The organism is Bradyrhizobium sp. USDA 4011 (assembly GCF_054063415.1).
Genome location: NZ_JBSSGG010000001.1, coordinates 5,191,115 through 5,205,000, shown reverse-complemented (window position 1 = coordinate 5,205,000; position 13,886 = coordinate 5,191,115). Strand labels below are relative to the sequence as shown.

Sequence of the window (13,886 nt, the reverse complement as noted above, 5' to 3'; positions counted from 1 at the left end):
AGCCTTTTTCAACAGGCACCCGTTCGGTCCTCCAGTGAGTGTTACCTCACCTTCAACCTGCTCATGGCTAGATCACTAGGTTTCGGGTCTAATACAACGAACTTGACGCCCTATTCAGACTCGCTTTCGCTGCGCCTTCGCCTATCGGCTTAAGCTTGCTCGTTAAATTAAGTCGCTGGCCCATAATACAAAAGGTACGACGTCACCCAGAACGTATCTTGGGCTCCGTCTGTTTGTAGGTGTCCGGTTTCAGGTCTATTTCACTCCCCTCGTCGGGGTGCTTTTCACCTTTCCCTCACGGTACTGGTTCACTATCGGTCGCTGAGGAGTACTTAGGCTTGGAGGGTGGTCCCCCCGTGTTCAGACAGGATTACACGTGTCCCGCCTTACTCGTGGATACATCATCGCATTACTCGTACGGGGCTATCACCCTCTGAGGCCCTGCTTTCCTGACAGGTTCCGATTGTCTTTGATGTATCACTGGCCTGGTCCGCGTTCGCTCGCCACTACTAACGGAGTCTCGATTGATGTCCTTTCCTCCAGGTACTTAGATGTTTCAGTTCCCTGGGTTTGCTTAAAACCTCCTATTTTATTCGGAAGTCTCATACCTTCTCTTGATAACCGGAAATCCAAAACCTCGCGGTCTGATTTCTTCCATTTCTGGTCGAACCCCAAAACACAAGGTCTTGGAGTTCCGGCTATCGAAGGTGGGTTTCCCCATTCGGAAATCCGTGGATCAAAGCTTCTTCGCAGCTCCCCACGGCTTATCGCAGCGTAGCACGTCCTTCATCGCCTCTCAGCGCCAAGGCATCCACCGAACACCCTTAAGGCACTTGATTGCTCTCATTATCAATGTCCACACACTCGGCAGAATGTTGTCTGCACAACTGCCACTTAAGGCGCGCATCCTCGATGAACGCGATTGCGCAGCCGGACATTGACTAGAAAGACCAGCTTGCTTCGTAAGATCGGCCCGATAGCGAGGCGGTCAAGCTTCGCTAAAAAGATCGTTTTACAACTCGCTCATCTCACTCATCTTGCGATGAGCTGCGATGCGCGAGCGCCGAAAACGATCTGGAGATTATGAATGGTACCCGCGAATTGCTTCGCAGATCCAAACTCGGATCGATCTCCTCTTTACGATGTCAGAAAACACGCACGTCACCGTCCATCCGGACCAATGAGTGCGAAGTGATGTTTCGCGGACGATATGAACAGAGCTTCCTGCACAAGGCGCAATGTCGAGCTTCAATTCCATCTGGTGGAGCCAGACGGGATCGAACCGACGACCTCATGCTTGCAAAGCACGCGCTCTCCCAGCTGAGCTATGGCCCCGTACCAGAAGACGAATGCTCCGCACTCGATCAAAATGGTGGGCCTGGGAAGACTTGAACTTCCGACCTCACGCTTATCAAGCGCGCGCTCTAACCAACTGAGCTACAAGCCCCTAACACGAGGGACATGCCGGCGCGCACACGATTTGTCGTCGATGCATCGCACAGCGCTCAGCCCTGGCGCGTGTTCGTCCGCGAAGAAAGAGAAACGAAGACGGCGAAATCCCGCCAATGGAGCTCAACAATCCTGAAACTGTTGGCCCCTGAATGTTTCTAAAACGGTTCGATAGTGAGCGTGAGCTCGCTGAAGAACCATCCTTAGAAAGGAGGTGATCCAGCCGCAGGTTCCCCTACGGCTACCTTGTTACGACTTCACCCCAGTCGCTGACCCTACCGTGGCCGGCTGCCTCCCTTGCGGGTTAGCGCACCGTCTTCAGGTAAAACCAACTCCCATGGTGTGACGGGCGGTGTGTACAAGGCCCGGGAACGTATTCACCGTGGCGTGCTGATCCACGATTACTAGCGATTCCAACTTCATGGGCTCGAGTTGCAGAGCCCAATCCGAACTGAGACGGCTTTTTGAGATTTGCGAAGGGTCGCCCCTTAGCATCCCATTGTCACCGCCATTGTAGCACGTGTGTAGCCCAGCCCGTAAGGGCCATGAGGACTTGACGTCATCCCCACCTTCCTCGCGGCTTATCACCGGCAGTCTCCTTAGAGTGCTCAACTGAATGGTAGCAACTAAGGACGGGGGTTGCGCTCGTTGCGGGACTTAACCCAACATCTCACGACACGAGCTGACGACAGCCATGCAGCACCTGTCTCCGGTCCAGCCGAACTGAAGAACTCCGTCTCTGGAGTCCGCGACCGGGATGTCAAGGGCTGGTAAGGTTCTGCGCGTTGCGTCGAATTAAACCACATGCTCCACCGCTTGTGCGGGCCCCCGTCAATTCCTTTGAGTTTTAATCTTGCGACCGTACTCCCCAGGCGGAATGCTTAAAGCGTTAGCTGCGCCACTAGTGAGTAAACCCACTAACGGCTGGCATTCATCGTTTACGGCGTGGACTACCAGGGTATCTAATCCTGTTTGCTCCCCACGCTTTCGTGCCTCAGCGTCAGTATCGGGCCAGTGAGCCGCCTTCGCCACTGGTGTTCTTGCGAATATCTACGAATTTCACCTCTACACTCGCAGTTCCACTCACCTCTCCCGAACTCAAGATCTTCAGTATCAAAGGCAGTTCTGGAGTTGAGCTCCAGGATTTCACCCCTGACTTAAAGACCCGCCTACGCACCCTTTACGCCCAGTGATTCCGAGCAACGCTAGCCCCCTTCGTATTACCGCGGCTGCTGGCACGAAGTTAGCCGGGGCTTATTCTTGCGGTACCGTCATTATCTTCCCGCACAAAAGAGCTTTACAACCCTAGGGCCTTCATCACTCACGCGGCATGGCTGGATCAGGCTTGCGCCCATTGTCCAATATTCCCCACTGCTGCCTCCCGTAGGAGTTTGGGCCGTGTCTCAGTCCCAATGTGGCTGATCATCCTCTCAGACCAGCTACTGATCGTCGCCTTGGTGAGCCATTACCTCACCAACTAGCTAATCAGACGCGGGCCGATCTTTCGGCGATAAATCTTTCCCCGTAAGGGCTTATCCGGTATTAGCACAAGTTTCCCTGTGTTGTTCCGAACCAAAAGGTACGTTCCCACGCGTTACTCACCCGTCTGCCGCTGACATATTGCTATGCCCGCTCGACTTGCATGTGTTAAGCCTGCCGCCAGCGTTCGCTCTGAGCCAGGATCAAACTCTCAAGTTGGACTTGAACTTTGAACCGGCTGATCACAACGTTTGACGAGGTCCCACCATTCTTCGCCGACCGAAGTCTGCGAGCTGCCTACGATTCACATCGCTGGCAACGATGGTGTAACCTTTAAACGTGTACCGCCGAAGTCTTTCGTCCACCCTCAGAAAGTCAAAAGCCGAAGCTTTCAAGTATTCCGAGAGACGCAAGGACTCCGCCGTCCACGTTTCTCTTTCTTCATCTTCACTTGTCAAACAGCCCGGGATCCGATGACCCCACACCCTTAGAGGGTGGTTCTACCCTTCAGCGACGAACAGTGAACCTCAACCGATTTATGTCGGCTGCTGTGTCACTCATCGAAGTGAGGAGCATCAGTGGCGCGTTCGCTCGCCTTGGTCAGTGACCCGGCGGCGCCGCGCTCAGTGGTTGGTTTATAGTCCGCACCCCTCGGGATTGTCAACGACCATTGTCAACAAATCGTCGCAAGCTCAAATCGCGTGTGCAGTGCGAAAAAATGCTCGCGTTCTCCATAGCTTAAGTCGGAGGTAAAAATTCGCAACCCAATGCTCGCGGCAAAAAACTTTAAAAAAAGTTTGTCGCCGAAGGGCTCGTGAGGCCCTCCGGAACGGGTCCCCCGGCGCTCCAGACCGGGCGGCGGCATCGACCTGCTTGAGGAAGATTTTCCATCTCAAATGCCGCACTTGAGCCACAATCCTGCGACGTTCTGGCTATAAGACATGCATTGAACCGCTCGTAACCTGTGGGGGCACGGGTGGTTTTTCTGAGGGACCAGGCGATTTTCTCCAAGAACCCGTCGCTTCTTCCCTACGCGGCCGAGCAACATCGAGAGATCTGCACACCATTGACGTTCGAGAGTGCGGCTAGCTAATGCCCATCGTCTTCTCGATTTCGATGCGTGTGGCTCGCCACACTGCCGAGATTCCTCTTCAGGGGATCGAGGTGGGGACGAGGACGAGCAGAGGTCGATCGCAGTTGCTGGAATTTGGGGGGATATCGGGTTGAGCCAACGGGCGTCACGCGGAAGCGGCATTGGGCGCGAGACCGGGATGATCGATCTCGGTCACGAACCGCCGCTTTCAGTCGACGGCACCGAGGCTGCGGTGATCGATCGCCGCCGTGTCTCCGTACAATGGTTCAGCGGCACCATTCTGACTGGACTATGTGGCGCGGCCCTGATCGGCGGCGCCGTTTTTGCGTCGCTCGATGGCGAGATGACCTTCGCCAAGGTGCCGGAGCGCGTCGAAGGCGCGCTGCGCGGCGCCTTTACCGGCAATGATCGCGTCGTCAGCCTGCACAAGGGCGACCGGCTGCCGCCGCCGAGCGAATCCTCCGCCTCCCGCAGCCTGGTGCGCGTGTCGACCGTAACCCGCGTCGGCAATCGCGACGTGATGCGGGTGCGGCCCTTCATCCGGATTTCCGGCAATCTCTCGATGACCACGAGCGATCTGTCGTCCAAGATTCCGGCGTTCAACGCGCAGCGTCTGTTGACCGATGTCGGCTCCGACACGCCGGCGGCGGCCGAGGATCCGAATGCGGCCGAGCCCGACGCCGAGGTCTCTTTCGTCACCAAGGATCTCGGATCCGTGCTGCCGAAAGCCAAGCTCGCCGCCGTGGTCGCGCTCGACGACGTGCTGATGCGGGTCCGCGACGCCGCCAATTGGCGCGGCTCCGGCGGCTCGGTGCGCTACGCCTCGCTGGCCAATGCCGCGGCCGATGCCACCGGCGCCGGCCCCGATATCAGGATGGCCTACGCCACCGAGGGCAACACCTCCGACCCCTATGCAGGCTTCGAGACCCGCGTGGTGCCGGAGAACGTCACCCTGCTGCCGAAGACCAAGGAGCAGGTCACCGGCGGCAATCCGGTCGGTGAACGGGTTCACCTCGTCAAGAAGGGCGACAGCATCACCTCGATCCTGCGCGATCAGGGCGCAACGCCCGACGAGGCGAAGGCGATTGCCGCAACGCTCGGCCCACGCGGCCGCGATGGCGGGCTGAAGGAAGGCCAGAAGGTGCGGATCCTGATGGCGCCGTCAGCACCGGGCGCCCGGCTGCAACCCTATCGGGTGATCGTCGCCAACGACTCCGTCGTCGAAGCCGTCGCCGCACTGTCCGATATCGGCAAATACGTTGCGGTCGACGTGCAGAGCATGAACACCACGACCGACACCGCCGACAATTCCAGCGACGATGACGAGGATGATGGCAGCGGCGTGCGGCTCTATCAGAGCATTTACGAGACCGCCCTGCGCAACAAGGTGCCACCGACCGTCATCGACGACATGGTCAAGATCTACTCCTACGACGTCGATTTCCAGCGCAAGGTCCAGCCCGGCGACTCGTTCGACGTGTTCTATGCCGGCGAGGACGAGGGCATCACCAGCACCGAAAAGACCGAAGTGCTCTACGCCGCGCTGACCGTCGGCGGCGAAACCAAGAAATACTACCGCTTCCAGAGTTCCGACGACGGCGTCGTCGACTACTACGACGAGACCGGCAAGAGCGCGAAGAAGTTCCTGGTCCGCAAGCCGGTCAACAACGCGATCATGCGTTCAGGCTTTGGCGGCCGCCGCCATCCGATCCTCGGCTATGTGAAGATGCACACCGGCGTCGACTGGGCCACCGCCTACGGCACGCCGATCTTCGCCTCCGGCAACGGCATACTCGAGAAGGTCGGGTACGAGGGCGGTTACGGCAAATATATCCGCATCAAGCATTCCAACGGCTACGAGACGGCTTACGGCCATATGTCGGCCTTCGCCAAAGGCATGGAGATCGGCAAGAAGGTGCGGCAGGGCCAGGTGATCGGCTTTGTCGGCTCGACCGGCCAGTCGACCGGCCCACACGTCCACTACGAAATCCTGGTCAACGGCCGATTCGTCGACCCGATGCGCGTGAAGCTGCCGCGCGGCCGCTCGCTCGAAGGGCCGATGCTGGCGAATTTCGAGAAGGAACGCGACCGGATCGAAGCCCAGATGTCCAGCCGCGGCAGTTCGCGCATCGTCTCGGACGCCACGAGTTCCACGTCGCAGACGCGCTCCATTACCAACCGCTGATGATGCAAGAGGCCGGCCTGTCCGGCCGCGCAGATGCCAGCAAACGTTGCAGGCGCAGATCAGAGGCGATGCCGTTTCCAGGCCGTCACGCTGCCAATTTCAATAAATTTCGTGCCCCAGGATGGGAACCCGAACGGCGAGCATCCAGTTGATTCGGCAGTAAAACCTCCAATGGAGGGTGTCATGGAGAACTGGACCAACGCAAAGCTGTGCGACGTCGCAAACCTGATCCTCGGCGCGATTCTCTTCCTGTCGCCGTGGCTGTTCAAGTTCGACGCCGGCACGGTTTCCACCAACGCCCACATCGTCGGCCTCGTGATGGCGGTCCTTGCGATCGCCGCGCTCGCGGCATTCGCGGTCTGGGAGGAGTGGCTGAACCTCATCGTCGGGCTTTGGGCAATGGTCTCGCCCTGGGTCCTCGGGTTCCAGGCAATGACCACCGCGACGACCGTGCACGTGGTGATCGGCATCGCCGTCGCGGTCCTTGCCGCGATCGAGCTCTGGGCGATGTCCCAGCATCCGCCTCGGCTCACAACACACAGCTGAGGGCTTGAAACGATGCGTCCCTACCCGCTGGCGCGGATCGCCGGCGGGCGGGGGTTTGGTCGTGCTCAACGAAGATATCCACAAGGATTTGCGCCATGACCCAGCTCACCCGCGACGATGTGCTTAAAGCCGTCGGCCACGCCGACGATGTCACCATCGCCAGGATCATCGCATCCGGCGCCACGATCACCGAGCTTGCCGAAGCCCAGGCCTGGCTTGCCAATGACGAGCCGCTGATGAACGCCGGCAGGCCGCTGGCCACAGGCCGCACCCGCGAGCTGGTCGATATTCTGTCCGAACTCGAACCCGCCGATGACGACGAGCCCGGTCAGCTCAGTCCACCGATCGTTCCGCAGGAATAGCCTTGATTACGAAGCCCTCCCCGCGACCGCGGGGAGGGCTTTTGCATGCGCGTGTCAGTTCAGCTTGCGCTTCGAGACGGGGGCATCGAACTGCACGATCTCGGCGGTTTTGGGCACCTGACCGTTGAAGGTCAGCACATTGCCCTTCTCCGAGATCAGCACGCGATCGCCGTCCTTGACGTCGCCGGCGAGGATCATCTCGGCCAGTGGATCCTGCACGCTGCGCTGGATCACCCGCTTCAGCGGGCGGGCGCCGTATGCCGGATCCCAGCCCTTTTCCGCGAGCCAATCCCGCGCCTTCGCCTCGAGCGTGAGCTCGATCTTGCGATCCTCCAGCAGCTTGCGCAGCCGCGCGAACTGGATCTCGACGATGCGGCCCATCTCGCTCTTCTGCAGGCGGTGGAACAGGATGATCTCGTCGATGCGGTTCAGGAATTCCGGCCTGAAATGCGCCCGCACCACGCCCATCACCTGATCGCGAACCGCCGCGGTGTCCTCGCCCTCCGGCTGATTCACCAGGAATTCCGAACCGAGGTTCGAAGTCATGATGATCAGCGTGTTGCGGAAGTCGACGGTGCGGCCCTGACCATCGGTCAGGCGGCCGTCATCGAGCACCTGCAACAACACGTTGAAGACGTCGGGATGCGCCTTCTCGATCTCGTCGAACAGCACGACCTGGTAGGGCCGGCGCCGCACGGCTTCGGTCAGTGCACCACCCTCGTCGTAGCCGACATAGCCGGGAGGCGCGCCGATCAAGCGCGAGACCGAGTGCTTCTCCATGAACTCGGACATGTCGAGGCGGACCATCGCGGTCTCGTCGTTGAACAGGTCAGCGGCGAGCGCCTTGGTCAGCTCGGTCTTGCCGACGCCGGTGGGGCCTAAGAACATGAACGAGCCGGTCGGCCGGTTCGGATCCTGCAGGCCTGCGCGGGCACGGCGCACCGCAGTTGCCACCGCACGCACCGCTTCGGCCTGGCCGACGACGCGCTTGGCGAGTGCGTCCTCCATTTTCAGGAGCTTGTCCTTTTCGCCCTCGAGCATCTTGTCGACCGGCACGCCGGTCCAGCGCGAGACGACCTGCGCGATGTGGTTGGCGGTGACCGCCTCCTCCATCATCTCACTGCCGTTCTGCTTGCCGCTTTCGCTGGCCTCGATCTCGGCGAGCTTCTTTTCCAGCTCGGGAATCCGGCCGTAGGCCAGCTCGCCCGCCTTCTGGAATTCGCCGCGACGCTGCGCATTGGCAAGCTCGACGCGGAGCGCATCGAGTTCGCTCTTCAGCTTCTGGGCGTTGGAGAGCTTGTTCTTCTCCGCGCTCCAGCGCGCCGTCAGCGCGGCCGACCTCTCCTCGAGCCCGGCGAGCTCCTTCTCCAGGGTCTGCAGGCGGCTCTTCGAGCCGGCATCGCTCTCCTTCTTCAGCGCCTCCTGCTCGATCTTCAGCCGGATGATGTCGCGATCCAGCGAATCGAGCTCTTCCGGCTTGGAATCGACCTGCATCTTCAGCCGCGCCGCCGCCTCGTCCATCAGGTCGATGGTCTTGTCGGGCAGGAAGCGGTCGGTGATGTAGCGGTTCGACAGCGTCGTTGCGGCCACCAACGCGGAGTCGGTGATGCGCACGCCGTGATGCTGCTCGTATTTGTCCTTCAGGCCGCGCAGGATCGAGATGGTGTCCTCGACCGTCGGCTCGCTGACATAGATCGGCTGGAACCGGCGGGCCAGCGCCGCATCCTTCTCGACATGCTTGCGGTACTCGTCGAGCGTGGTCGCACCGATACAGTGCAATTCACCGCGCGCGAGCGCAGGCTTCAGGAGGTTGGACGCGTCCATCGCGCCGTCGGTCTTGCCGGCGCCGATCAGGGTGTGCATCTCGTCGATGAACAGGATGACGCCGCCCTCCGCGGACGAGACCTCCTGCAGGACGGACTTCAGCCGCTCCTCGAACTCGCCGCGATATTTCGCGCCGGCGATCAAGGCGCCCATGTCGAGCGACAAGAGCTTCTTGTCCTTCAGGCTCTCCGGCACGTCGCCGTTGAGGATGCGCAGCGCCAAGCCCTCGACGATCGCGGTCTTGCCGACGCCGGGTTCGCCGATCAGGACGGGATTGTTCTTGGTCCGCCGCGACAGCACCTGGATGGTGCGGCGGATCTCCTCGTCACGGCCGATCACCGGGTCGAGCTTGCCGTCGCGCGCAGCCTGGGTCAGGTCGCGGGCATATTTCTTCAGCGCGTCGTAGGCGTTTTCGGCCGTCGCGGAATCAGCGGTGCGGCCCTTGCGCAGCGCTTCGATCGCCGCATTCAGGTTCTGCGCCGTGACGCCGCCCTTGCTCAGGATGGAGGCCGCCTCGCTGCCCTTCTCGAGCGTGAGCCCGAGCAGCAGCCGCTCGACGGTGACAAAGCTGTCGCCGGTCTTGTCGGCGGCCTTTTCCGCCGCATCGAAGGCGCGCGCCAGTTCCGGCGACAGGTAGACCTGTCCGGCTCCATTGCCCGAAACCTTCGGCAGCTTGTTCAGCGCCTCTTCGGTCGCTTTCAGGATCGCCCTGGAATTGCCGCCCGCACGGTCGATCAGACCGCCGGCGAGCCCCTCATTGTCGTCCAGCAGCACCTTCAACAGATGCAAGGGCGAGAACTGCTGGTGACCGTCGCGCATTGCGAGCGACTGGGCAGACTGGATGAATCCGCGCGAGCGCTCGGTGTACTTCTCAATGTTCATTCGTTTTCCCTCGGCCTGCCATCGTCACCCATTCAGGCATGACAACGGCATCTTCATTGGGTTTCCGCGGGCCGCGTTGACCTTCCTCAACCAGCCTCTGGTCGTCGCCATCATTTTTCAGGCTTGCCGCAGATGTGGGCACTTGGTTCCGAAACGGAAGAGCCACGGTCTGCGATTTCACCCGATCGAGCTCAGCGCCGCACGATGGCGACAAGGTAGCGGCAGGGCTGAGCAGTTTCGTTACGGAAGACGATATCCGATGGCGGCCCGAGCTCGACGCGGTCTCCCGCAGCGAGCTCATGGCGCTCCGCCCCTTCCATCAAGGTGAGGCAGCCGCTGATGACCCAGACCACCTGACGGATCAGGTGATAGGCGCTGGCCGGGAAGCCGGCTTCCTGCCCGGCAGGCAGCTCGACTTCCACCAGCTCCAGCGGATTGGCCGGATGCAGGAACACCTGCCGCCGCAGATAGGCCGCCTTCGGATCGCGCCACACCGGCTGATCCTTGGCCCGCTGCAGGCGGGAAGTGTGTGAGGCAACCTCGAACAGCGCGGCCATGGTCAGGCCATAGGCCGTGGCAATCCGCGACAGCGTCGCCGCCGTCGGGCTGGCCTCCGCCCGCTCGATCTTGCTCAGCATGGCCTTGGACACGCCGGCCCGCCCAGCGAGTTCCGCCAGCGACCAGCCGCGGCCCTCCCGTTCAGCGCGAACTCGCCGCCCGAGAGCCTCATCGGTGTCCCCTATAATTGACATAGCGTCTTATATAGTAGACGATGGGATCGCTTCAAGAGGCCCGTCGAGGAACTACCGATGATGATCCGCCCCGCCACCGAGCAGGACATTCCTGCGATCACCGCGATCTTCAACGAGGCGGTCGCCAACTCGAACGCGATCTGGACTGAGAAGCAGGATTCCGAGGCCGAACGGTTGGCCTGGATGAAGGCCCGGCTGGCACTGGGCTACCCAGTGCTGGTCGCGGCCGAAGGGCCTGTGGTGCTTGGGTACGGCACGTTCGGCGATTTCCGCGCCTTCCCGGGATACCGCTACAGCGTCGAGCACAGCGTCTATATCCATGCCAACCATCGCGGCCGCGGCCTTGGCCGCGTCATCGTCGACGAGCTCGTGGCCGCCGCGACGGCGCTGGGCAAGCACATCATGATCGCCGGCATTGACGGCGGCAATCCCGCCTCGCTGCGGCTGCACGCGCAGGCCGGCTTTGTCGAGGTCGCGCGGATGCCGGAGGTCGGGCGTAAGTTCGGCCGCTGGCTTGACCTCGTCTTCATGCAGCGCGTGCTGGATGCCGCAGGCGCGGCGCGGCCTGACTAGCTGCCTTCGCTTCGGCGACGGTTCTCCTCGCGCGCCAAACAGGCTAGAGGGAGCGGATGGACAGCACGCACACCTCCTCCGCCCGGATCACCGGCATCTACCGCTATCCCGTCAAGGGTCTGACGCCCGAGCCCCTGCCGCGCGCCGAACTCAAGGTCGGCGAGACGCTCCGCTCGGATCGCCGCTACGCGATCGAGAATGGCCCGAGCGGATTCGATCCGTCAGCGCCGAAATGGCTGGCGAAGCCGCATTTCCTGATGCTGCAGCGGGACGAATGGCTGGCGCCGCTGCGCGCCCATTTCGACGACGACAGCCACGTGCTGACCTTGCGCCGGCACGGCGCGATGGTCGCCCAGGGCGATCTCGAGACGGCAGCCGGGCGCGCGGCGATCGAGAGTTATTTCGCCGATCGTCATGCCGGCCAGATCAAGGGACCGCCGAAGGTGCTGGTGAGCGCCGGACACAGTTTTTCCGACGTGCCGCGCAAGGTGGTCTCGATCATCAATCTGGCGAGCCTGCGGGCGATCGAGGACATGGTGCAGGCGCCGGTGCATCCGTTGCGCTTCCGCGCCAATCTCTATGTCGACGGCTGGCCGGCCTGGCATGAGGCCAGCCTGCTCGACCAGACCATTGCGATCGGCAGCGCGCGGGCCAAGGTGGTGAAGCGCATCACCCGCTGCGCCGCGGTCAATGTCGATCCCGATACCGGCGCGCGCGACCTCTCGGTCCCGAACACGCTGATGCAGCGCTTCGGGAACAACGAATGCGGCATCTACGCCGAGATCATCAGCGACGGCGGCGCGGCCGTCGGCGACACGATTGCCGCCGAATAGCCTGTAGCGTCGCAGGCTGGGCAAGACGCGGATGCGCCCTGCCCAGCTTTCGACAGCTCAGTTCGTCGGCATCACATAGGCATAGATGCGGCCGCGCGAGACCGGCGCCTCGCGAACACGATGGCTGCTATTGCCCGAGATCATGATCGGATTGCCCTTGGCATCGACGCCGGTGATGATGCCGACATGACCGCCGCCACGGCGGCCCATCACGGCGATGGCGCCGACCTGCGGCCCCGAAACGCGCGTGCCGTATTTGGCGAACGAGCTCGCCATGTCGGAGCCCGTGCCGCGATGGCCGGTCTGCTGCAGCACCATGTTCATGAAGCGCGCGCACCACAGGCTGGAGCGGCCAGTCGGATTGCCGCCGAGATAGCGTCGCGCCGTGTCGACGATGCCGGAGGAGCCGAAGCCACCTGACGCGCTCACATCGGTGTTGGACGCGGCCTCAGCGCCGGGCATCACGGCCGCATTGGCCTCGCCGAATCCGCTCGCCTGCATCTGGGCGCGGCGCTCGGCGCGCGACAGCCGCGCTGTGTGCCGGTAGCGATGATGAGCGGAATGCCGCGCGTGATGGCCGGCATGGGCCGAATGCGCGTGACGCGAATGATGCGGACGGGCGGACGCCGGAGCGGCGGAGATCACGGCGAGCGTGAGCGAACACAGAGCCAGCGCCAAAACTCGAAGCGACCGGCGATACGCAAGCAACTGAACCATACTTCACGAGATCCTCTGAAACGCCCCCCCAACTCCCCGTCGCGTTCCCTCGGAAACGCGGCGGTGGTTTTGAAAATCGGGATGCGGCGTGAGGAAGACTTCATGCGGCGCATGGGAGAACGATTTCTGGGTCATTCCGCGCAAATTCCATGACGAAAATAGCCAGAACTGCCGCATTGCAGCCGCGGAAATTAATTGCAAATCTGGGGGCGGCCAACGAGAGGAGATTTCAATGCCCCATGCCGTCACGAAAGATAACGTCCGCCTGCATTTCGAAGAGGCGGGCAGTGGCACCCCGATCATCTTCCTGCACGAGTTCGCAGCGGATCACACCAATTGGGAACCACAGATGCGATACTTCTCGCGCGGACACCGCTGCATCGCCTATTCCGCGCGCGGCTACACGCCGTCGGACGTGCCGCCGAGCGCCGACGTCTACACCTACACGCACTTCTACACCGACGCGCTCGCGGTGCTCGACCATCTCGGCATCGCCAAGGCACATTTCATCGGCCTCTCGATGGGCTCCTATTCGTCGCTGCAGGTCGCGCTCAACGCGCCGGAGCGCGCGCTCTCGATGACGCTGGCCGCGGTCGGCTCCGGATCCAGCCTCGAGAATCTCGCTGCCTTCCGCGCGCAGTGCCGCGCCAATGCCGAGCAGTACGAGGCGATCGGCTCGGTCGAGGTCGCCAAGGTGACGCGCGAGGCGCCGAGCCGGATCCCATTCCTGGTGAAGGATCCGCGCGGCCACGCCGATTTCTACGCCGCGCTCGCCCGCCACGACGCCAAGGGCTCGGCCAACACGATGCGCAGCTTTCAGGGCGGCCGGCCCTCGATCTACACCATGACCGACGCCATCAAGCGCGTGCCGACGCCGGCGCTGATCCTGTGCGGCGATGAGGACGACAATTGCATCGCGCCGAGCATGTTCCTGAAGCAGCATCTGCCGGCCGCCGGCCTCGCCTTCTTTCCGAAGTCGGGCCATGTGCTCAACCTCGAGGAGCCCGCACTGTTCAACGAGATGGTGGAGCGCTTCATCGCGCTGGTGGAAGCCGGCCGCTGGCCGGTGCGCGATCCGCGGTCGCTGGTGGCGGCGCCGGTGTAAATCGTCATTGCGAGCGAAGCGAAGCAATCCATCTTCCCGCATGCGCGAAAGCATGGATTGCTTCGTCGCTATCGCTCCTCGCAATG

General features: G+C 61.9%; 9 protein-coding genes, 2 tRNA genes and 2 rRNA genes (1 of these 13 cut by a window edge). 6 read left to right on the top strand and 7 right to left on the bottom strand.

Annotated elements, in window-relative coordinates:
• The 4 genes from ACVW1C_RS24320 to ACVW1C_RS24305 all read right to left on the bottom strand — a co-directional run.
• Positions 1 to 839: ribosomal RNA gene (locus ACVW1C_RS24320) — 23S ribosomal RNA — on the bottom strand; it reaches 2,007 nt to the left of the window's first position.
• Positions 840 to 1,259: 420 nt separating this feature from the next.
• Positions 1,260 to 1,335 (bottom strand) — tRNA-Ala (locus tag ACVW1C_RS24315).
• A gap of 35 nt (positions 1,336 to 1,370) precedes the next feature.
• A tRNA-Ile gene (locus tag ACVW1C_RS24310) sits at positions 1,371 to 1,447 on the bottom strand.
• A gap of 209 nt (positions 1,448 to 1,656) precedes the next feature.
• A 16S ribosomal RNA gene (locus ACVW1C_RS24305) occupies positions 1,657 to 3,147 on the bottom strand.
• The 16S and 23S rRNA genes sit together here with 2 tRNA genes alongside, the layout of an rRNA operon.
• Positions 3,148 to 4,151: 1,004 nt before the next feature.
• Here ACVW1C_RS24305 and ACVW1C_RS24300 point away from each other — a divergent pair.
• The 3 genes from ACVW1C_RS24300 (at position 4,152) to ACVW1C_RS24290 (ending at position 7,114) form a co-directional block, all read left to right on the top strand.
• Complete coding sequence (locus ACVW1C_RS24300) at positions 4,152 to 6,206, top strand: M23 family metallopeptidase (RefSeq protein ID WP_456760564.1); 2,055 nt, start codon at positions 4,152 to 4,154, stop codon at positions 6,204 to 6,206.
• A gap of 183 nt (positions 6,207 to 6,389) precedes the next feature.
• Complete coding sequence (locus ACVW1C_RS24295) at positions 6,390 to 6,752, top strand: SPW repeat protein (protein ID WP_176533764.1); 363 nt, start codon at positions 6,390 to 6,392, stop codon at positions 6,750 to 6,752.
• A 95-nt stretch (positions 6,753 to 6,847) separates the two neighbouring features.
• The gene (locus ACVW1C_RS24290; RefSeq protein WP_456760563.1) at positions 6,848 to 7,114 is read left to right on the top strand and encodes a hypothetical protein; all 267 of its coding nucleotides are present in this window, start codon (positions 6,848 to 6,850) and stop codon (positions 7,112 to 7,114) included.
• Between the two features lie 54 nt (positions 7,115 to 7,168).
• Here the strand turns inward: ACVW1C_RS24290 and clpB are convergent, their stop codons facing one another.
• Together clpB and ACVW1C_RS24280 are read right to left on the bottom strand one after the other, a co-directional pair.
• Positions 7,169 to 9,820, bottom strand: coding sequence for an ATP-dependent chaperone ClpB (gene clpB, locus ACVW1C_RS24285; RefSeq protein ID WP_456760562.1), 2,652 nt, complete (start codon positions 9,818 to 9,820; stop codon positions 7,169 to 7,171).
• A gap of 191 nt (positions 9,821 to 10,011) precedes the next feature.
• Positions 10,012 to 10,572, bottom strand: a complete 561-nt coding sequence (locus ACVW1C_RS24280; RefSeq protein WP_456760561.1) for a helix-turn-helix domain-containing protein — start codon at positions 10,570 to 10,572, stop codon at positions 10,012 to 10,014.
• 57 nt (positions 10,573 to 10,629) lie between these two features.
• Between ACVW1C_RS24280 and ACVW1C_RS24275 the strand changes: the two genes are divergently transcribed.
• Positions 10,630 to 11,145, top strand: coding sequence for an N-acetyltransferase family protein (locus tag ACVW1C_RS24275; protein WP_456760560.1), 516 nt, complete (start codon positions 10,630 to 10,632; stop codon positions 11,143 to 11,145).
• Positions 11,146 to 11,201: 56 nt separating this feature from the next.
• On the top strand, positions 11,202 to 11,978 hold the full coding sequence (locus ACVW1C_RS24270) for an MOSC domain-containing protein (RefSeq protein ID WP_456760559.1): 777 nt from the start codon (positions 11,202 to 11,204) through the stop codon (positions 11,976 to 11,978).
• Between the two features lie 57 nt (positions 11,979 to 12,035).
• Here the strand turns inward: ACVW1C_RS24270 and ACVW1C_RS24265 are convergent, their stop codons facing one another.
• A complete protein-coding gene (locus tag ACVW1C_RS24265; protein ID WP_456760558.1) occupies positions 12,036 to 12,695 on the bottom strand; it encodes a TIGR02594 family protein in 660 nt (219 codons plus the stop codon).
• A gap of 232 nt (positions 12,696 to 12,927) precedes the next feature.
• On the opposite strand from ACVW1C_RS24265, the gene ACVW1C_RS24260 reads away from it, so the two are divergent.
• Complete coding sequence (locus tag ACVW1C_RS24260) at positions 12,928 to 13,800, top strand: alpha/beta fold hydrolase (protein ID WP_456760557.1); 873 nt, start codon at positions 12,928 to 12,930, stop codon at positions 13,798 to 13,800.
• Positions 13,801 to 13,886 lie beyond the last annotated feature (86 nt).

Coding starts and splice junctions, on each gene's coding strand:
- ACVW1C_RS24295 (WP_176533764.1), top strand. CDS start 6,390: ATGGAGAACTGGACCAACGCAAAGCTGTGCGACGTCGCAAACCTGATC.
- ACVW1C_RS24290 (WP_456760563.1), top strand. CDS start 6,848: ATGACCCAGCTCACCCGCGACGATGTGCTTAAAGCCGTCGGCCACGCC.
- clpB (WP_456760562.1), bottom strand. CDS start 9,820: ATGAACATTGAGAAGTACACCGAGCGCTCGCGCGGATTCATCCAGTCT.
- ACVW1C_RS24280 (WP_456760561.1), bottom strand. CDS start 10,572: ATGTCAATTATAGGGGACACCGATGAGGCTCTCGGGCGGCGAGTTCGC.
- ACVW1C_RS24275 (WP_456760560.1), top strand. CDS start 10,630: ATGATGATCCGCCCCGCCACCGAGCAGGACATTCCTGCGATCACCGCG.
- ACVW1C_RS24270 (WP_456760559.1), top strand. CDS start 11,202: ATGGACAGCACGCACACCTCCTCCGCCCGGATCACCGGCATCTACCGC.
- ACVW1C_RS24265 (WP_456760558.1), bottom strand. CDS start 12,695: ATGGTTCAGTTGCTTGCGTATCGCCGGTCGCTTCGAGTTTTGGCGCTG.
- ACVW1C_RS24260 (WP_456760557.1), top strand. CDS start 12,928: ATGCCCCATGCCGTCACGAAAGATAACGTCCGCCTGCATTTCGAAGAG.